Raw genomic sequence first — 19,499 nt, 5'->3', positions numbered from 1 at the left:
GCGACCCACGGGGCCGCCCTCCATCCCTTTAGTGTGGAAGATCCTGCCGATATGTTTGCGCCTTTGTTAAAGAAACTCTTTGGAAGCAAGAACGAGCGTGAAGTCAAGCGCATGCTCAAGACGGTACAGATCGTCAATGCCTTCGAAGAGCAAATGGTGGCCCTTTCGGACGATCAGTTACGCGCCAAGACCGCCGAATTCAAGGACCGCATCGCCAAGGGGGAAACCCTCGACCAGCTGCTGCCCGAAGCCTTTGCGGTAGCCCGCGAAGCCGGCAAGCGGGTCATGGGCATGCGCCATTTCGACGTCCAGTTGATCGGCGGCATGACCTTGCACGAAGGCAAGATTGCCGAAATGCGCACCGGTGAAGGTAAAACCCTGGTGGCGACCCTGGGCGTCTACCTCAACGCACTGTCCGGCAAGGGCGTGCACGTGGTCACGGTCAACGACTACCTGGCCCGCCGCGACGCCAACTGGATGCGCCCGCTCTACGAGTTCCTTGGCCTGACCGTTGGCGTGGTCACGCCGTTCCAGCCACCGGAGGAGAAACGTGCCGCCTACGCTGCCGACATCACCTACGGTACCAACAACGAATTCGGTTTCGATTACCTGCGCGACAACATGGCGTTCAGCCTGGAAGAGAAATTCCAGCGTGAACTCAATTTCGCGGTCATCGACGAAGTCGACTCCATCCTCATCGACGAGGCCCGTACGCCGCTGATCATTTCCGGTCAGGCCGAGGACAGCTCCAAGCTGTACATGGAGATCAACAAGCTGATCCCGCAGCTCAAGCTGCACGTCGAGGAAGTGGAAGGCGAAGTGACCCAGGCCGGGCACTTTACCGTTGACGAGAAGACCCGCCAGGTCGAACTCAACGAAGCCGGCCACCAATACATCGAGGAAGTGCTGACCCGCGTCGGCCTGCTGGCCGAAGGCGAAAGCCTGTATTCGGCCCATAACCTGGGCCTGCTGACCCACGTCTATGCCGGCCTGCGCGCCCACAAGCTGTTCCATCGCAACGTCGAATACATCGTGCAGGACGGCCAGGTGGTGCTGGTTGACGAACACACCGGTCGTACCATGCCGGGTCGTCGCCTGTCCGAAGGTCTGCACCAGGCCATCGAAGCCAAGGAAGGCCTGAACATCCAGGCCGAGAGCCAGACACTGGCCTCGACCACCTTCCAGAACTACTTCCGCCTGTACAACAAGCTGTCCGGCATGACCGGTACCGCCGACACCGAAGCGTTCGAGTTCCACCAGATCTACGGCCTGCAAGTGGTGGTGATCCCGACGAACAAGCCGCTGGCGCGTAAAGACTACAACGACCTGGTGTTCCTGACCGCCGAAGAGAAGTACGCGGCGATCATCAACGACATCAAGGACGGCATGGCCCAGGGTCGTCCGATCCTGGTGGGTACCGCCACGATCGAAACCTCCGAGCACATGTCCGCATTGCTCAACAAGGAAGGCATCGAGCACAAGGTTCTCAACGCCAAGTTCCACGAGAAGGAAGCCGAAATCATCGCCCAGGCCGGTCGCCCGGGTGCGCTGACCATCGCCACCAACATGGCCGGTCGCGGTACCGACATCCTGCTGGGCGGCAACTGGGAAGTGGAAGTCGCCTCCCTGGAAAATCCGACACCCGAGCAGATCGCGCAGATCAAGGCCGACTGGCAGAAACGTCACCAGCAGGTGCTCGAGTCCGGTGGCTTGCAGGTGATCGCTTCCGAGCGTCATGAGTCGCGCCGTATCGACAACCAGTTGCGTGGCCGTGCCGGTCGCCAGGGTGACGCCGGTTCCAGCCGCTTCTACCTGTCCCTGGAAGACAGCCTGATGCGTATCTTCGCCTCTGACCGGGTGAAGAACTTCATGAAGGCCCTGGGCATGCAGCCAGGCGAAGCGATCGAACACCGCATGGTGACGAACGCCATCGAGAAGGCCCAGCGCAAGGTCGAAGGGCGTAACTTCGATATCCGCAAGCAGCTGCTCGAGTTCGACGACGTCAACAACGAACAGCGTAAAGTGATCTATCACATGCGTAACAGTTTGTTGGCTGCCGATAACATCGGTGACACCATCGCCGACTTCCGCCAGGAAGTGCTCGATGCAACCGTCAGCGCCCACATTCCACCGCAGTCGCTGCCGGAGCAGTGGGACATCGTCGGCCTGGAAGCTGCCTTGCGCAGCGACTTTGGCGTGTCGTTGCCGATCCAGCAATGGCTCGACGAAGACGACCACCTGTACGAAGAAACCCTGCGCGAGAAGCTGCTGGCCGAACTGATCGCCGCGTACAACGAGAAGGAAGACCAGGCCGGCGCCGAAGCGCTGCGCTCCTTCGAGAAGCAGATCGTGTTGCGGGTACTGGACGACCTGTGGAAAGACCACCTGTCGACCATGGATCACCTGCGCCACGGTATCCATCTGCGCGGTTATGCCCAGAAGAACCCGAAGCAGGAATACAAGCGTGAATCCTTCACCTTGTTCTCCGAGCTGCTGGACTCGATCAAGCGCGACTCGATCCGCGTGCTGTCCCACGTTCAGGTTCGCCGCGAAGACCCGGCCGAAGAGGAAGCCCGACTGCGTCAGGAAGCCGAGGCCCTGGCCGCGCGCATGCAGTTCGAGCATGCCGAAGCCCCAGGCCTGGAAGTGTCCCAGGCCCAGGAAGAGGGGGTCGATGTGGATGTCGCCCTGGCGACCGCGCCGGTGCGCAACGAGCAGAAGCTAGGCCGTAACGAACTGTGCTATTGCGGTTCGGGCAAGAAATACAAGCATTGCCACGGGCAGATCCAGTAACGCCCGTCTCAAACGCTGAACGACCCGCGCCGCGACAGGCCACCTCTGTCGCGGCGTTTTGCCATTTGATTCAGACATACATTTATTGAGGAGCGCATTCATGGCTGTTGGTCTTGGTCCGTTGCCAACGTTGCACCCGGTTGCCGGTTTTGAACTCGGTATTGCCTCGGCGGGCATCAAGCGCCCGGGGCGCAAGGACGTGGTGGTCATGCGTTGCGCCGAAGGCTCGACGGTTGCCGGTGTGTTCACCCTCAACGCCTTTTGTGCCGCACCGGTCATCCTCGCCAAGCAACGTGTCCAGGGGCCGGTGCGCTACCTGCTGACCAACACCGGTAACGCCAACGCCGGCACCGGTGCGCCGGGCCTGGCCGCCGCCGAACGCACCTGCGCCAAGCTGGCCGAGCTGACCGGCGTCGATGCCGCCCAGGTGCTGCCGTACTCCACGGGTGTGATTGGTGAGCCGCTGCCGGTCGAGAAGATCGAAGGCGCGCTGCAGGCCGCTCTCGATGATCTGTCGGAAAACAACTGGGCCGCCGCCGCCACCGGCATCATGACCACCGACACCTTGCCCAAGGGCGCGAGCCGTCAGTTCCAGCACGATGGTGTGACGGTTACTGTCACCGGCATCAGCAAGGGCGCCGGCATGATCCGCCCGAACATGGCGACCATGCTCGGCTACATCGCGACCGATGCCAAAGTCTCCCGCCAGGTGCTCCAGGACCTGATGCTCGACGGCGCCAACAAGTCGTTCAACCGCATCACCATCGACGGTGATACGTCGACCAACGACTGCTGCATGCTGATCGCCACCGGCAAGGCCAACCTGCCGGAAATCACCGAAGCCGGCGGCCCGCTGTTCGCGGCCCTGAAACAGGCGGTGTTCGAGGTGTGCATGGAAGTGGCCCAGGCCATCGTCCGTGACGGCGAAGGCGCGACCAAGTTCGTGACCGTGCAGGTCAATGGCGGTGGTAATCACCAGGAGTGCCTGGATGTCGGCTACACCGTGGCGCACTCCCCGCTGATCAAGACCGCGCTGTTCGCCTCGGACCCGAACTGGGGTCGGATCCTCGCAGCCGTCGGCCGTGCCGGCGTGCCGGACCTGGACGTGAGCAAGATCGACGTGTTCCTCGGCGAGGTCTGCATCGCAAGCCAAGGCGCCCGCGCCACGACCTACACCGAGGCCCAGGGAGCAGCTGTGATGCAGCAGGAAGAAATCACCATCCGCATCGAACTGGGGCGCGGTGAGTGCAGCGAGACGATCTGGACCACCGACCTGTCCCATGAGTATGTGAAGATCAACGCCGAGTACCGGACTTAACAAGGCTTGGGGCCGAGTTGCGCCTATCGCGAGCAGGCTCGCTCCCACAGGGGATTTGTGCAGGAAACAGGCTTATGCCAGCCTGCAGATATCCTTGTGGGAGCGAGCCTGCTCGCGATGGCGTCGGAACAGACCTGTACTATTTCTGAATAGCCACAAGAAAGGACTCCATACATGCGCCTGCATCTGATCATCGGTGACAAAAGAATATCTTCCTGGTCCCTGCGCGCCGCGTTGGCCCTGGACTTGACCGGTGCGAAGTACACCGAGGAGCTGATCAGGCTCTTCCAGCCGGACACCCGGGAAAAACTGCTCAAGTATTCAGCCACCGCCAAGGTCCCGTTGCTCCAGACCGAAACGGGTGTCGTCGCCGACTCCCTGGCGATTGCCGAATACCTGGCCGAACAGTTTCCCGACGCCGGCCTCTGGCCCAAGGCTGTGGCGGCCCGGGCCCAGGCGCGTTCGGCCTGTGCGCAAATGCACAGTGGTTTCTTCGCGCTCCGCAGCAACCTGCCATTTGACTTGGCCCACGACGCGCCGTTGTCGCCCATGCCGCCCGATGTCCAGGCGGAAATCGAGCGGATGTTGGCGCTGTGGGCCGAATGTCGGGCGGTGGCGACCGAAGCCGGTCCGTACCTGTTTGGCACCTTGAGCCTGGCGGACGCGTTTTTCGCGCCGGTCGCCGTGCGCCTGCGTACCTATCAGGTGGAACTGCCGGAGGTCGATGCGGCCTATGTTGAAACCCTATACCAATGGCCGGCGTTCAAGGCGTGGCAACAAGCCGGCCTGGAGGAGACAGCGCGGTGAAACGAGTACATGTAGCGGCAGCGGTCATTCGCGACGCTGCCGGCAAGATCCTGATCGCCCGGCGCGCCGACACCCAGCATCAGGGTGGTCTTTGGGAGTTTCCCGGCGGCAAGGTCGAGGCGCACGAGTCTGTCGAGACAGCCCTGGCCCGGGAGCTTCATGAGGAGCTGGGGATTGTGGTCGACGCAGCCCGGCCGTTGATCAAGGTGTGCCACGATTATGCGGACAAACAGGTCTTGCTGGATGTCTGGGAGGTTTCGGCGTTCTCCGGCGAACCCCATGGCGCCGAAGGGCAACCGCTGGCTTGGGTCACGGTCCGCGATCTGACCCACTATGAGTTTCCGGCCGCCAACCAGCCGATCGTCGCGGCGGCACGTTTGCCCGGCGAATACCTGATTACCCCGGAACGCCTTGAAACACCGGCCCTGTTGCGGGGCATGCAGAAGGCCATCGCGGGTGGAATCAAGCTGGTCCAGTTGCGGGCGCCCAATGGCTACGATCCGCAATACCGTGATCTGGCGGTGGATGCGGCGGGCCTGTGTGCCGGTAAGGCCCAGCTGATGCTCAAGGGACCTTTCGAATGGTTGGGAGACTTCCCTTCCGCCGGTTGGCACGTCACCGCCGCGCAACTGCGCAAGCATGCGGCGGCCGGTCGCCCCTTTGGCAAGGACCGTTGGCTGGCCGCTTCCTGTCATAACGCCGAGGAGCTCTCCCTGGCACAGCAAATGGATGTGGACTTCGTGACGCTCTCGCCCGTGCAACCGACCCAGACTCATCCCGAGGCCCAGCCATTGGGTTGGGCAGAGGCTGCGCGGCTGATCGAGGGTTTCAACCGTCCGGTGTATCTGTTGGGCGGAGTGGGGCCTGCCGAACGGCAGAAGGCCTGGGAGGCGGGAGCGCAAGGTGTGGCGGGGATTCGGGCGTTCTGGCCAGAGGCTTGATTCTGTGGTGTAAACGCTGACGCCATCGCGAGCAGGGATCGCATTCAACCTGCAATCAACTGTGGGAGCGAGCCTGCTCGCGATGGCGTCCTCACGGACAACGGATCACTCCCCAGGCTTGGCCGCCGCCACCCAAAGCACCTCCGCCACGCCCTGGCGCCGGGCAATCACCCGCGCCGCCACGAACAACAGATCCGACATTCGATTGATATAGGCCAGCCCCGGCCCGGCCAGCGGCTCGACGGCGTTCAACTGCTGGCAACGGCGCTCGGCGCCACGGGCCAGGCTGCGGCAGACGTGGGCCTGGGCCACCAGGGTCGAGCCGCCAGGCAGGATGAAGTTCTCCAACGGCCCCAGTTCCTCATTCCACAAATCGATCGCTGCTTCCAGTCGCTCGACCTCCGCCGTGGTCAGTGCCTGGTAGGCCGGCATCGCCAGTTCGCCGCCGAGGTCGAACAGACGATGCTGACAAGGCGCCAACACTTCGATGACCTCTCTCAGTGCCGGGTATCGGCTCGCTTCGTCGCCGAGCCCTGCCAGCAGCAAGCCCAGCTGGCTGTTCAAGCTGTCCACTTCACCGATGGCCTCGACCCGTGGGTGGTCCTTCGCCACGCGACGACCATCGCCCAACCCGGTTTCACCCTTGTCGCCGGTGCGGGTGTAAATCTTCGACAGGCGAAAGCCCATGCTCAACGCTCCAGTTGCTTGTGTTCTTGGGGCATCATCGAAGTGCCTGCCAGGGGCAGGCGCAAGGTGAAGCAGGTGCCTTGGCCCGGCGCCGACTGCACTTCCATCTGGCCCTTGTGATTGTTGGTGATGATGAAATACGACACCGACAGCCCCAGGCCCGTGCCCTGGCCGATTTCCTTGGTGGTGAAGAAGGGCTCGAAGGTGCGTTTGCGCACGTTCTCGCTCATGCCGATGCCGTTGTCCTCGACCTGGATTTCCGCCCAGGGCGGGTTCAGCCGCGTACGCAGGATGATGCGCCCGGGTTCGCTGTCGTCCTGGCGTTGGTGGATGGCCTGGGCGGCGTTCTTCAACAGGTTGAGCAGCACCTGCTCCAATTCGTTGGCGGTGCCGGGCACAGGGCCCAGGTTCGGGTCGAACTGACGGATGATCGCCTGGCCCTTGAAGTCGAAGCCGATCGCCAGGTCGAAATCGTTGCCGGCGATTTCCACCGCCTGGTCGATCAGGGCTGGCAGGTCGCAGGGGGCCATCTGTCGTGTACTGCGACGGCTGAAACTGAGCATGTGAGTGACGATTTTCGCTGCCCGGGCGCCGGCCTGCTGGATGCCATCGAGCAACTGCGGGATGTCCCGGCCCTGGAGGTATTGATTGACCACCTGCAGTTCGATACCCAGTTGCTCGGCCTGTTCGAGGTTCTTGGGCAGTTCCGGTGACAGGCGTCGGCGGATGTTCTGCACGTTGTGCAGGATGGCCCCCAGCGGGTTGTTGATCTCGTGGGCCATGCCTGCCGCGAGGCCGCCGACCGAGAGCATTTTTTCCGACTGCACCATCATTTCTTCCAGCGACAGGCGCTGGGTGATGTCATCGATCCGGATCACCACCCCGCGCCCGGCCCCCCCCATCAACGGGTAGAAGGTCAGGGCATAGTGCCGGGCTTCATCGTCCTTGGTCCAGGTGACACGCTCGATCTTGGCCACCGTGTGCTGCTCGACCGTTTGCTTGAGCTGCGGCAGGTAGGGTTTGAGGGGTTCGAACGCGAGGAAGATCGGCTGATTCAGTGCTTCGTCCAGCCGGGTGCCGGACAGGGCGCTGGCCTCCTGGTTCCATTGGGTGACGTAGAGCTGTTCATCGAGGGCGATCAGGGCCGACGGCATGGAGTCGATGATGCTGTTGAGGTAGTTCTGGAAGCCGGTGAGCTTTTTCTCGATCTTGCTGCGCACCTGGACTTCGAGCTCCAGCTTGCGGTTGGTGTGTCGGGTTTCTTCCGCCAGGCCCTGGGCCTGATCGTAGGCCGCCTGGGAGTCGTCCCGGGCGCGCTTGAGCTGCTGCTCCCGGGCCTCGATCCGTGACAGCATGGTATTGAAGGCTTCGGCCAGGCTGCCGATTTCGTCATGGTTGCCACGTGCGGCGCGCAGGGAATAGTTTTCCTCTCGGGTGACCTGGCGCGACAGCTCTTCCAACTGATGAATCGGCTGGGTGATCAGGCGTTTGATCTGCTGGGCGATGACCAACCACAGCAGCACGCTGAAAATCAGGATGCCGAGGCTGGCGGTCAGGGTGCCGGTGTAGAACGCCGTAGGCAGTTCACTGCTGGCGACCAGCAACAGGTGGCCCGGCGCCGTGCCGGGGCGGGGCAGGGTGATGACCTGGTTGCTGCGGAATTCACCGGCCTGCCAGGCCTGCACACTGCGGAAATGATCTGGCAGCTTGAGCTTCTCACCCTGTTGCAGTTGTGCCAGGCGCTCGCCCTCACCGTCATACAGCGCCGCCGCCCGCAGCGGGGTGTAGCTGTTGAGTTCGTCGAGCAGACGCTTGGCGCCTTGCGGCGACTGCAGGGCATCGGAGATCAGGCTCGGGTTGGCGATCAGCCGGCCGATGGTCTGCAGGGCCTGGGGGGCCATGCTTTCCTGGGAAATGTAATAGGCGGCGCTGATAAAGGTCAGGTTGGCGACCAGCAGGACAGTGGTCAACAACACCAGCAGGGCGGCCAACAGTTTCTGGCCGACCGGGAGGTTTTCAAGGCGCTGGCGCAATGGCATCAGATTCGTCGCTGAAAAGGAACACGAGGCCAGCGTAGCCGCTGCTCAGTCGCTGGGCAATCCGAGGTTGTTCAAGTGACCGATCAGCCGCTGGCGCAGCTGTTCCAGATGCGGTAGCGCCAGCTCGTGCCGTCGGGCGACCTTGCAGGCGTGGCCGAGCAGATAGCTGATTTCGGTGCGGCGCCTGTTAGTGACATCCTGGTGCATCGAGGAGTAATTGGCGGCGGTGGCCTGGATCACCCGTTCGACTTCCGGCTGCAAGTCTTCGGCCGCCGCGGGCTGGCCGCAGCGTTCGAGCAGGTCGGTGAGTTCCGCGCACAGGGTCGCCACTTCGCAACGATGTTCCTGCAGGCCGCCATTCTTGCAGTGATACAACACGGTCAGTGGGTTGATCGCGCAGTTGAGCGCCAGTTTTCGCCAGAGCCGGGTGAGGATGTCCGCGCTCCATTCGTGGGGAATGCCGGCGGCGCTCAGGTCGTCCAGCCAGAACGGTGCAACGGGGTGAGCGGGGTCACCGAGCCAGGTGTAGCCGTGACCGGCGAACACCACGCGCCAGTCACCGTCGCGGAACGCGCCTTCAGTGCTGGAGGCGCTGATGCAACGGGCCTGGGGGACGCGGTTCGCCACCGCGTCCTGGCTGCCGAGGCCATTCTGCAGCAGGATCAGTTCCGACTCGGCGTCCAGGCGATGGGCCACCGAGGCCACCGCTGCTTCTGCGTCATAGGCCTTGCAGGCCAGCAGCAGGCGCCTGATCGGCCCGGGGCCGTCAGCTGTTTCACCCGGCACCGGATAGCACTGCGGCTCGCCCTGTTCCACCAACGTCAGGCCACCAGCGCTCCGATAGGCCTGCAACCGGTCCTCGTCGCGCAGCACCAGCCGTACCGGCAGACCGGCCCGGGCCAGGCGCGTGGCCCATAATGTGCCGAGACTGCCGGCCCCCAGGACGTGCCAGGTGGTGGACATCAGCTTTTTACTCGGTTTGGTGCGGGCATCTTGGGTGCTCACAGTATCGGCTGGGAAAGACTCGTTATAATGAGCGCGATTTTAACCACAGGCCACCTGTGCGCCTTTTTTATTGGAGAACTCTACATGCCGTCATTCGACGTGGTATCCGAACTGGACAAGCACGAAGCCACCAACGCGGTTGAAAACGCCATCAAGGAGCTCGACCGTCGCTATGACCTCAAGGGCAAGGGCAGCTTCGAGTTCAAGGAAAAGGACCTGACCGTCAACCTGACCGCCGAAGCCGAGTTCCAGCTCGAAGCGATGATCGAGATCCTCAAGATGGCGCTGGTCAAGCGCAAGATCGACGTGCAATGCCTCGAGATCAAGGATGCCTATGCTTCGGGCAAGGTAATGAAACAGGAAGCCGTGCTCAAGGAAGGCATCGACAAGGAGCTGGCAAAGAAGATTGTTGCTCACATCAAGGATGCCAAGCTCAAGGTCCAGGCCGCCATCCAGGGCGAGCAGGTGCGGGTTACCGGCAAGAAGCGCGATGACTTGCAGGAAGCCATCGCCGCACTGCGCGCCAAAGAATTCGGTATGCCGCTACAGTTCAATAACTTCCGCGACTGACAGGACGCCAGGCTGTTCAGGAATAGGGTGGTGGGGGAGCGGGCTTCCTCGCCACATGCGTGCTTATGGTTATAAAGGAGAGTCGAATGGACTTGAATGCAGAAGTGGATCACCTGATCAAAACCTCCCAGGCCGCGATACCGATGGTCATGGAATATGGTAGCCGCGTGTTGCTGGCACTCATCACCCTGGCCATCGGCTGGTGGTTGATCAACAAGGTCACGCAAAAACTGGGTGCATTGCTGGCCCTGCGTAACGCTGACCTGGCACTGCAAGGGTTTATCAGTACCCTGGCCAATATCATCCTGAAGATATTGTTGGCGATTAGCGTTGCCTCGATGATCGGCGTGGAAACCACCTCGTTCGTCGCCGCCATTGGTGCGGCGAGCTTGGCAATCGGCCTGGCATTGCAGGGCAGCCTGGCAAACTTCGCCGGCGGCGTGCTGATCCTGTTGTTTCGCCCGTTCCGTATTGGCGACTGGATCGAGGCCCAAGGCATTGCCGGCACGGTCGACAGCATCCAGATCTTCCATACCGTGCTGCGCACCGGTGACAACAAGACGGTGATCGTGCCCAATGGCAACCTGTCGAACGGCATCATCACCAACACCAATCGCCAGCCGACCCGCAAAGTGGTGTTCGATGTGGGGGTGGATTACCAAGCGGATCTGCAAAAAGCGCGCGAAGTTTTGTTGAATCTGGCCAAGGATGAGCGCGTGCTGGCCGATCCGGCGCCTGAAGCGGTGATTTCCACCCTGGGTGACAGTTCGATCACGGTGTCGTTGCGAGTGTGGGTCAAGACTGCGGATTACTGGAGTGTCATGTTCATGTTCAATGAACAGGCGCGAGATCGCTTGAAAGATGCCGGGATTGATATTCCGTTTCCGCAGCGGGTGATTCGGGTTGTTCAGGAAGAAACGGTGAGATAGCAAAGATAGATATAACCTGTCGATCGAGTCAGGTTGTATTTAGTTAGCTAGCTATTTATGAAGTTGCGTCAGGTTGTTCTATCGGCGCATAAAAAAAACCGCTCACCTTGATCAGTGAGCGGTTTTTTATGTTGCGGTACAGCTATTGAATGACCGCTGAGTTACAGGATGCTCAGTGGGTATTCGACAATCAAACGGGTGTCATAGACGTCAGAGGAATAGCCGCTGTACGCGCCGTTCGAGCGGTAGTTAGCGAAGCGCAGACGGAACGACAGGTCTTTAGCCGGACCTTCTTGCATGACGTACTTGGACTCAACGTTCCACTCGTTTTCCTTACCTTCGCCCAGACCGTTAGTGGTGATGTGGTCACCCATTACGTAGCGGGTCATGAAGCTCAGGCCTGGAACACCGTAGGTTTTCATGTTCAGGTCGTAGCGAGCTTGCCACGAACGCTCATCGCGGCCCACGAAGTCGGAGATCTGAATGGAGTTGGCGACGAAGATCGTACCGTTGCCGTCAACGCCATAGTAGTAGCCATTGTCACCGCTGGAACGCTGGTGAGCGATGGTGAACTTGTGAGCACCAATGCTATAGGCTGCGGCCAGGGACCACAGGTTGTTATCCACACCCAGGGTGCCATCGCCAATTGCATCAACCAGGTCGCCGCGGCTCTCGCCTTTGGTTTTATAGCCGTTGAAGTCGATGTTCAGCGACTGATCTTCGCTGATTGGCATCGTGTAGTTCAGGTTGACGTAGTACTTCTTGAAGTAGTCGTCAGCATCGGATGCAGCCAGGGCACCGGTGAAGTTATCGGTGAAGGCGTAGCTGGCACCGAAAATGTTGATGTTGGTCAGGCCTTTGCCGCCATTGCCGTTTTCATCGGCCAAGCCACCGATGCTGTCACGGCCCATGCCGGTTTGTTTGCTCAGCGAGGTGAAGCGACCTGCGCTCAGTTCCAGGTTCTTGATCTCTTTGGAGGTGATCAAGGTACCGGTAGCAACTTCTGGAATCAGACGGCTGTCGTCAGTAGCGAAAACCGGGCTGGCAACGAATTGCTGGCCATATTTCAGGACGGTATCGGAAAGGCGCAGTTTAACGGCACCGCCGATTTTGCCTTGGGATTTTTCAGGATTGCCGTCGCTGTCGTTCGCGAACAGGCCGTTACCACGGCGGCCCGAGCCACCGTCCAGTTTGACCGAACCCATTGCCATGGCATCCAGACCGAAACCGACAGTGCCTTGAGTGAAGCCCGACTCGTAGGTCAGCAATTCGCTCAGACCGGAGTCCTGGCGGTAGCCGCTGGTGCCCGAAGAAGGGTTGCTGGCACCATTCTTATAGTCACGGTTCATGTACTCGAAACGAGTTTTGGATTTCAGGCTCTGATCTTCAAAAAAGCCTTTGGACTCGTCTTGGGAGGACGCCACTGCGAACTGCGAAACACCGGCCGAAACAGCCAGTGCGATCATGCTCCACTTCATCACGCGCATCGTGATTTGCTCCTTTGGTTTTAGAAGAGTACTGCCGTCCCACCTGTTTTATTATCTGGGCGGCTCTTTCTTTTTGTGTCGGCGCAAACTTATATCACGCCGACCCTATTGGCGATACTTGCCCATCCAACCTTTCAGCTTCTTTACGACCATGTCGCCAATGGCTCGATCCATGTCGTAATGGGGCTGCTCCGACGCAATCGGGTTTCGCAACTTGAATGTTGCTTTTTCTTTCTTCGGCGTCGGCGTAAAGAGTCCTTCGTTACTGCGCTTGAAGCTCCGTGAGGGCAACCTTGCCACTTTATTTATAGGCCAGCAGGTTCTCGTTCCTACGATTCCCTGAAGGCGATGTCCGGGATGAATGCAACAAGCATGCACAAACCCGAATTTTGTTCACATTTTTTTCACACTCTTCCGTTTGACGCGGTGAAACCTCATGAAACCGGGGCTCAAAGGCCTTGTTTTAAATAGGGTTGACTGCTGTGCCACTATCGTGTTGGAAATCCGTAAACGGCCCGCGACAACCAAAAACGTTACCGGTTCACCCTGTCAGTGAGTAAATCCCGGATACTTCGAGCACTGAGCGTAGACGCTTTGTGCGGTTTTGGTGCAAAAAAAATCGTGAATTGCACAAGGCTCGGTGTTTCGCTGGATCCCGGGGCCGTCGCATCCGTGCTTCGGGAAGCTGGTTGCGCCAATTTGGTGCGTGTGCCTGTCGGGCGTCAAGGCGTTCGGCCCGCAAACAAGCATTGTCGTCATGCCTGGGGAGGGTACGCAGTGAACGTTCGGCTATTCGGGGGTATGCTGCGAATAGGCGATACAGGCCCAAACGGGGCTGCCCTGATAACGAGCAAGGAGTACGCGCGGTGTTTGTTTTAGATTCACGACTGCAACAGGACACATTGCCCATTGGCGATTTCCCGCTATGCCGGTTGCTGTTGTCCAATGATTCGAATTACCCGTGGTTCATTCTTGTACCAAGACGGGAAGATATCAGTGAGTTGTTTCAGCTCGATGACCTTGATCAACGCCAGCTGTGGAAAGAGACCACTGCGCTGGCCGAAATTCTCAAGGACTCCTTTGACGCCGATAAGTTGAACGTTGCGGCGTTGGGTAACGTCGTCAGCCAGTTGCACATGCACGTCATCGTGCGCAGGCATGAAGACGCCGCCTGGCCGTCGCCTGTCTGGGGCAAGCATCCGGCCCGGCCTTATAATGCGGAACAGGTGACAGCCATTCGCGAGCGGTTGCGGATGGCGCTGACCGACGATTTCAAATTTATGGAGGGTTGAACCGTGGATCTTGAGGCGCGTGTTACCGATCTGGAAACTCGCCTGGCATTTCAGGATGACACCATCCAGGCGTTGAATGATGTGTTGGTGGAGCAGCAGCGAGTCGTCGAGCGTTTGCAGTTGCAGATGGCGGCGTTGCTCAAGCGGCAGGAGGAAATGGCTGGGCAGTTCGAGTCCGTCGAGGAAGAGGCGCCGCCCCCGCATTACTGATCGCCCGGGCGACAGGTCATAAAAAAACCGCGATGCAGCCTGGCTGCTCGCGGTTTTTTCGTGCCTGGGATCAGCGTCGCGGCAGCGCGGCGATGACGTCTTCGGCTTGCAGGCCTTTGTCGCGGTGCATCACGGAAAACTCCACGCGCTGACCTTCGACCAGTACGCGATGGCCTTCGCCGCGGATGGCCCGGAAATGCACGAAAATGTCATCGCCGGAATCGCGGGAGATAAAGCCAAAGCCCTTGGAGGTGTTGAACCACTTCACGGTGCCGGTATCGCGGTTGGACATGTCGTAGTTCTGGGTCGCTGCAGATGGCGACGACTTCTTGTAGAAGCTGACGGCCAGGTGCAGTGCTACGGCAAGCAGCGCCGCAGCGAGGCTGAACAGGATGGCCGGTTGCCCACTGATTTCCGGCATGGGCGCCAGCAGGCTCAGGGTTTGCAGGGCGACGGCCAGCACCAGTAGTGCGCTGACCAGGTTTTGCAGTTGATGACGAGGACCTTTGTGCCAGTAAGGGATGACAGGTGCGAGGGTCAGGTTGAGCAGGCCGAAGAAGGCCAGGTAAAGCGCATCGGGATGTTGCAGGTAAGGTGTGGCTTCGGAACCCAGGCTAGGGATGAAGGACAGCAGCAGGGCAGCTGCGCCCATTAGCAAGTGGACGATTTTCAACATTTTGATTGACTCACGGTTAAGACGGATCACAAGGAAGAGCTGGTCGGGGACGGTTCGCTTCAGAACAATGAGAGGCGCTGGACACGGACCCGAATCAGCCTATGCGCTACACCCGGGAAAATAGGTGTAGCGACACACTGCCTATTTAACAGCAAAGCCCAGGCCTTCTCAAACTCGTAACAGGTGCGTGCCGCGCTGTTCGTCGGCCGGAGAGCTGCACGCCCGTGGGAGCGAGCCTGCTCGCGATGGCGGCGGGTCAGCAATACCTTCAGCAACTGACAGACCGCCATCGCCAGCAGGCTCGCTCCCACAGGAAGGGGCGCTTATCCTTCTGGCTGCGGAACCGTCCGGCGTCCTGGCTTGTCGGTTCAGCAGGGCTGGCGATTTGTCGCAGGCTACTGGCGACAACACCCGCTACGCTGTGGAATTCATCACCGTCAGGAGATCAACCAACATGGCAATTGATATCGGTATCAGTGAAGAAGATCGCAAGTCCATCGTCGACGGGCTCTCACGTTTGTTGTCGGACACCTACGTGTTGTATCTCAAGACCCACAATTTCCACTGGAACGTCACGGGGCCGATGTTTCGGACCCTGCATCTGATGTTCGAGGAGCAATACAACGAACTGGCGCTGGCAGTGGATCTGATTGCCGAGCGTATTCGTGCGCTCGGTTTTCCCGCGCCGGGGGCCTATTCGGTGTATGCACGCTTGTCTTCCATCAAGGAAGAGGAGGGCGTGCCCGGTGCCGAAGACATGATCCGTCAACTGGTCGATGGCCAGGAGGCGGTGACGCGCACGGCCCGCGGTATCTTCCCCTTGCTGGACAAGGTCAGCGATGAGCCGACCGCCGACCTGCTGACCCAGCGCATGCAGGTTCACGAAAAAACCGCGTGGATGCTGCGCTCCCTGCTGGACGAACGGTAAGCCCCTGGCGGGCGATGGTGGGGTCGGTGCATCATCGCCCGTGTGTCGCAACCGTTAGTCTTTCCTTGTATCGGGCTTTCCGATCAGTCTTGCGCCTGCTGTTGGGGTAACCCATCGTGTGTAGGACGATGTAATTCATCGTCTGCCAGCTGTTGGCTTGTCCTACGTTGCCGGTCAAAAAGTCATCTGGATCTGGCGACTCCGTTGAGCTTCCATAGGGCACCAGATTGGTTGTCCTGACTGAGAGGTTCGTATGGCAAAGGAGTGTCAACGGTATGATTCAAGGAAAAGAATCGAGGGAGGGCGCGCAGCCCATCGCTATCGACCCGTTCGTCAGTGGGTTCGATATGCAGCTGGCCCGGCCCTTGTCCCGATCCATCCGTTTGAACGGGTTCGCCACCTGTCTTCGGCTGGAGCGGGTCTATTGGGAGATCCTCGGCGACATGGCCCAGCTCAACAACTGCTCCATCAACACGCTGTTGTCCCATGTCGATAGGGAGGTGCATCTGCGCCATGGCGGAGTCCGTAACTTCAGCGGCCTGGTTCGTGTGGTCTGCGTGGTGCACAGTTTGAAGGAGGCCGGCATGGAGGCCGTGGAGCGTCATTGGCGTGGAGCTCCACAGTGAGTCAGTCGGGCCGGTAGGTGCCCTGTGCAGCCTTGGGGGCTTCCAGATTCGTTTCCCCATCCCGTGGAAACGAATGGAGAACGCCCCTACGGCTGCACAGGCTGCATTTAATGGATATAATCCCGCTCTTTGCCGCAAAGCCCAGCTTTTGCGCGATTAACCTGATCGCCGAGACAACCCATGCCGATGTACGACTATCAATGTGCTTCCTGTGGTCATCAGATGGAAGCCATCCAAAAGATCAGCGAAGCACCGCTGGTCGACTGCCCTGCCTGCCAGGCGCCGGAACTGAAAAAAATGCTGTCCATGCCGGGTTTCCGCCTCGGCGGTACGGGCTGGTATGAAACCGACTTCAAGACCGGCGCCAAGAAAAACCTCGCCGGTGGCGACAAAGCTGACTGAGATGAATACGCGCGGGTTCTTGCATGGGCAGGGCCTCCAACCGAATGTCGAATTACGAGAAGTGAAACCACTACCATGATGCGCAGCCATTATTGCGGCCAACTGAACGAAAGCCTGGAAGGTCAGGAAGTTACTCTTTGCGGATGGGTCCATCGTCGCCGTGACCATGGCGGGGTGATTTTCCTCGATATCCGTGATCGTGAAGGCCTGGCCCAGGTGGTGTTCGATCCGGACCGTGCTGAAACCTTCGCCACCGCCGACCGCGTGCGCAGCGAATACGTGGTCAAGATCACCGGCAAGGTGCGTCTGCGTCCGGCCGGTGCCGGCAATGCCAACATGGCGTCCGGCATGATCGAAGTGCTGGGTCATGAGCTGGAAGTGCTCAACGAAGCGGAAACCCCGCCGTTCCCGCTCAACGAGTTTTCCGACGTGGGCGAAGAAACCCGCCTGCGCTATCGCTTCATCGACCTGCGTCGTCCGGAAATGGCCGAGAAGCTGCGCCTGCGTTCGCGCATGACCACCAGCATCCGTCGCTACCTGGACGAGAACGGCTTCCTCGACGTCGAGACGCCGATCCTGACCCGTGCCACGCCGGAAGGCGCTCGCGACTACCTGGTGCCGAGTCGTACCCACCCCGGCAGCTTCTTCGCCTTGCCGCAATCGCCGCAGCTGTTCAAGCAACTGCTGATGGTGGCCGGCTTCGACCGTTACTACCAGATCGCCAAGTGCTTCCGCGACGAAGACCTGCGTGCCGACCGTCAGCCTGAGTTCACTCAGATCGACATCGAGACCAGCTTCCTCGACGAAAAAGACATCATGGGCCTGACCGAAGGCATGATCCGCAACCTGTTCAAGGAAGTGCTGGGTCTGGAATTCGGTGATTTCCCGCACATGACCTGGGACGAGGCCATGCGCCGCTACGGTTCCGACAAGCCGGACCTGCGTATCCCGCTGGAACTGGTGGATGTGGCCGACCAGCTCAAGGATGTCGAATTCAAGGTTTTCAGCGGTCCGGCCAACGATCCGAAATGCCGCGTAGCCGCCTTGCGTGTGCCGGGTGCGGCGAGCATGCCGCGCAGCAAGATCGACGACTACACCAAGTTCGTCGGCATCTACGGTGCCAAGGGCCTGGCGTACATCAAGGTCAACGAGCGCGCCAAAGGCGTCGAAGGCCTGCAATCGCCAATCGTCAAGAACATCCCTGAAGCCAATCTGAATGTGATCCTCGATCGCGTTGGCGCGGTCGACGGCGATATCGTGTTCTTCGGCGCCGACAAGGCCAAGATCGTCAGCGAAGCCCTGGGTGCGTTGCGGATCAAGGTTGGTCACGATCTCGAGCTGCTGACTTGCGAATGGGCGCCGTTGTGGGTCGTTGACTTCCCGATGTTCGAAGAGAACGACGATGGCAGCTTCACCGCCCTGCATCACCCGTTCACCGCGCCGAAATGCACGCCGCAAGAGCTGGAAGCCAACCCGGCTACCGCTTTGTCGCGCGCCTACGACATGGTCCTGAACGGCACCGAGCTGGGTGGCGGTTCGATCCGTATCCACCGCAAGGACATGCAGCAGGCGGTGTTCCGCCTGCTGGGCATCGACGAAGCGGAACAGGAAGAGAAATTCGGCTTCCTGCTCGACGCCCTGAAGTTCGGCGCGCCACCCCACGGTGGTCTGGCCTTCGGCCTGGATCGCCTGGTGATGCTGATGACCGGCGCCCAGTCGATCCGTGAAGTGATCGCATTCCCGAAAACCCAGAGCGCGGCCGATGTCATGACCCAGGCCCCGGGTGCGGTGGATGCCAAGGCGCTGCGCGAGCTGCACATCCGCCTGCGTGAACAGCCAAAGGCTGAGTAAGGCTGACACCTGAAGGCGCATCTTCGGATGCGCCTTTTCGTTGGTGTCGATATTTCTGCTTGTCCGCCACTGCGCGAGCGCAGGGCGGGCAACGTTTCAAGAAGAACCGGAGCGAGTTATGGCAGGTCATTCCAAGTGGGCGAACATCAAGCACCGCAAAGAACGTCAGGATGCCAAGAGGGGCAAGATCTTCACCAAGTGGATCCGTGAGCTGACGGTCGCGGCCCGCCAGGGTGGCGGCGATCCAGGGTCCAACCCGCGTCTGCGCCTGGCTCTGGACAAGGCGCTCGGTGCCAACATGAGCCGCGACATCATCGATCGGGCCATTGCCCGCGGCGCCGGTGCGACCGAGGCTGACAACGTTGAAGAGCTGACCTACGAAGGTTACGGCCCAGGCGGCGTGGCAGTGATGGTCGAATGCATGACCGACAACCGCAACCGTACCGCGGCAGCCGTGCGTCACGCCTTCAGCAAATGTGGTGGCAACCTCGGTACCGACGGTTCGGTGGCTTATCTGTTCGAGCGCAAGGGGCAGATCAGCTTCGCGCCGGGCCTGGATGAGGACGCCCTGACGGAAGCCGCCCTGGAAGCCGACGCCGATGACGTGGTTGGCCATGAAGACGGCTCATTCGACGTGTTTACGTCGTTCGCCAGTTTCTATGCCGTGCGCAACGCCCTGGAAGCGGCCGGGTTCAAGCCGGCCGACGCGGAAATCGTCATGCAGCCGACCACCAGCGCCGAACTGGATCTTGAAGGCGCCGAGAAAGTGCTCAAGCTGATCGACATGCTCGAGGACCTGGATGACGTGCAAAACGTCTATTCCAATGCCGATATTCCGGAGTCAGTGGCCGAGCAGCTGGGCTGACTCGTCGTCGCCGTTCTGAATGTGGGAGCGAGCCTGCTCGCGATAGCGATCCGACAGCCAACCTCCCCGTTGG

At 60.2% G+C, this 19,499-nt stretch carries 18 protein-coding genes; 13 read left to right on the top strand and 5 right to left on the bottom strand.

The genetic code is table 11. The features are described 5' to 3' along the window. The first annotated feature begins 51 nt into the window (after positions 1 to 51). The 4 genes from secA to ACODTO_RS22255 all read left to right on the top strand — a co-directional run bounded on the left by secA (position 52) and on the right by ACODTO_RS22255 (position 5,859). Positions 52 to 2,793, top strand: coding sequence for a preprotein translocase subunit SecA (gene secA / locus ACODTO_RS22270; RefSeq protein WP_139645211.1), 2,742 nt, complete (start codon positions 52 to 54; stop codon positions 2,791 to 2,793). Positions 2,794 to 2,893: 100 nt separating this feature from the next. Further along, positions 2,894 to 4,111 (top strand): bifunctional glutamate N-acetyltransferase/amino-acid acetyltransferase ArgJ, encoded by a 1,218-nt coding sequence (gene argJ, locus ACODTO_RS22265; protein ID WP_489107052.1) that lies wholly within the window; start codon positions 2,894 to 2,896, stop codon positions 4,109 to 4,111. A 174-nt stretch (positions 4,112 to 4,285) separates the two neighbouring features. Further along, positions 4,286 to 4,918 (top strand): glutathione S-transferase family protein, encoded by a 633-nt coding sequence (locus ACODTO_RS22260; protein ID WP_175384679.1) that lies wholly within the window; start codon positions 4,286 to 4,288, stop codon positions 4,916 to 4,918. After that, complete coding sequence (locus ACODTO_RS22255) at positions 4,915 to 5,859, top strand: Nudix family hydrolase (RefSeq protein WP_489107051.1); 945 nt, start codon at positions 4,915 to 4,917, stop codon at positions 5,857 to 5,859. Before ACODTO_RS22260 ends, ACODTO_RS22255 begins: the two co-directional genes overlap by 4 nt. A 105-nt stretch (positions 5,860 to 5,964) precedes the next feature. On the opposite strand, the gene ACODTO_RS22250 is transcribed toward ACODTO_RS22255, so the two are convergent. Genes ACODTO_RS22250 through ACODTO_RS22240 form a run of 3 tightly spaced genes read right to left on the bottom strand, consistent with a single transcriptional unit; the run spans position 5,965 to position 9,548 of the window. Further along, a complete protein-coding gene (locus tag ACODTO_RS22250) occupies positions 5,965 to 6,546 on the bottom strand; it encodes a cob(I)yrinic acid a,c-diamide adenosyltransferase (RefSeq protein ID WP_464709573.1) in 582 nt (193 codons plus the stop codon). Positions 6,547 to 6,548: 2 nt separating this feature from the next. After that, the gene (locus ACODTO_RS22245) at positions 6,549 to 8,585 is read right to left on the bottom strand and encodes a sensor histidine kinase (RefSeq protein ID WP_139645223.1); all 2,037 of its coding nucleotides are present in this window, start codon (positions 8,583 to 8,585) and stop codon (positions 6,549 to 6,551) included. A gap of 45 nt (positions 8,586 to 8,630) precedes the next feature. After that, on the bottom strand, positions 8,631 to 9,548 hold the full coding sequence (locus tag ACODTO_RS22240; protein WP_139645224.1) for a putative 2-dehydropantoate 2-reductase: 918 nt from the start codon (positions 9,546 to 9,548) through the stop codon (positions 8,631 to 8,633). A gap of 126 nt (positions 9,549 to 9,674) precedes the next feature. Between ACODTO_RS22240 and ACODTO_RS22235 the strand changes: the two genes are divergently transcribed. Further along, entirely contained in the window at positions 9,675 to 10,160 is a 486-nt protein-coding gene (locus ACODTO_RS22235) for a YajQ family cyclic di-GMP-binding protein (RefSeq protein ID WP_055126711.1), read from the top strand. A gap of 86 nt (positions 10,161 to 10,246) precedes the next feature. After that, positions 10,247 to 11,089 carry a mechanosensitive ion channel family protein gene (locus ACODTO_RS22230; RefSeq protein WP_139645226.1) on the top strand — a complete coding sequence of 281 codons (843 nt, stop codon included), beginning with the start codon at positions 10,247 to 10,249 and terminating at the stop codon, positions 11,087 to 11,089. A 161-nt stretch (positions 11,090 to 11,250) separates the two neighbouring features. On the opposite strand, the gene ACODTO_RS22225 is transcribed toward ACODTO_RS22230, so the two are convergent. Continuing rightward, positions 11,251 to 12,576, bottom strand: a complete 1,326-nt coding sequence (locus tag ACODTO_RS22225) for an OprD family porin (protein ID WP_139645228.1) — start codon at positions 12,574 to 12,576, stop codon at positions 11,251 to 11,253. 866 nt (positions 12,577 to 13,442) lie between these two features. On the opposite strand from ACODTO_RS22225, the gene ACODTO_RS22220 reads away from it, so the two are divergent. Together ACODTO_RS22220 and ACODTO_RS22215 are read left to right on the top strand one after the other, a co-directional pair. Then, positions 13,443 to 13,868: an HIT domain-containing protein gene (locus ACODTO_RS22220; RefSeq protein ID WP_464709571.1), complete on the top strand. Its 426-nt coding sequence runs from the start codon at positions 13,443 to 13,445 to the stop codon at positions 13,866 to 13,868. A 3-nt stretch (positions 13,869 to 13,871) separates the two neighbouring features. Further along, a complete protein-coding gene (locus ACODTO_RS22215; RefSeq protein WP_041021693.1) occupies positions 13,872 to 14,078 on the top strand; it encodes a SlyX family protein in 207 nt (68 codons plus the stop codon). A gap of 70 nt (positions 14,079 to 14,148) precedes the next feature. Here ACODTO_RS22215 and ACODTO_RS22210 read toward each other — a convergent pair whose 3' ends face one another. Further along, positions 14,149 to 14,754, bottom strand: a complete 606-nt coding sequence (locus ACODTO_RS22210; protein ID WP_139645232.1) for a cold-shock protein — start codon at positions 14,752 to 14,754, stop codon at positions 14,149 to 14,151. Positions 14,755 to 15,208: 454 nt separating this feature from the next. On the opposite strand from ACODTO_RS22210, the gene ACODTO_RS22205 reads away from it, so the two are divergent. The 5 genes from ACODTO_RS22205 (at position 15,209) to ACODTO_RS22185 (ending at position 19,426) form a co-directional block, all read left to right on the top strand. Continuing rightward, positions 15,209 to 15,682: a Dps family protein gene (locus tag ACODTO_RS22205; protein ID WP_047701202.1), complete on the top strand. Its 474-nt coding sequence runs from the start codon at positions 15,209 to 15,211 to the stop codon at positions 15,680 to 15,682. A gap of 275 nt (positions 15,683 to 15,957) precedes the next feature. Continuing rightward, entirely contained in the window at positions 15,958 to 16,308 is a 351-nt protein-coding gene (locus tag ACODTO_RS22200) for a ribbon-helix-helix domain-containing protein (RefSeq protein ID WP_139645234.1), read from the top strand. A 180-nt stretch (positions 16,309 to 16,488) separates the two neighbouring features. After that, complete coding sequence (locus ACODTO_RS22195) at positions 16,489 to 16,710, top strand: FmdB family zinc ribbon protein (protein ID WP_024776474.1); 222 nt, start codon at positions 16,489 to 16,491, stop codon at positions 16,708 to 16,710. Positions 16,711 to 16,785: 75 nt separating this feature from the next. Beyond that, entirely contained in the window at positions 16,786 to 18,561 is a 1,776-nt protein-coding gene (gene aspS / locus ACODTO_RS22190; RefSeq protein WP_024776475.1) for an aspartate--tRNA ligase, read from the top strand. 118 nt (positions 18,562 to 18,679) lie between these two features. Next, entirely contained in the window at positions 18,680 to 19,426 is a 747-nt protein-coding gene (locus ACODTO_RS22185) for a YebC/PmpR family DNA-binding transcriptional regulator (protein ID WP_039591693.1), read from the top strand. The last annotated feature ends 73 nt before the right edge of the window (positions 19,427 to 19,499 follow it).

This window comes from Pseudomonas sp. FG13, from assembly GCF_057809755.1.
This window is presented reverse-complemented; position numbering and strand designations above follow the sequence as displayed.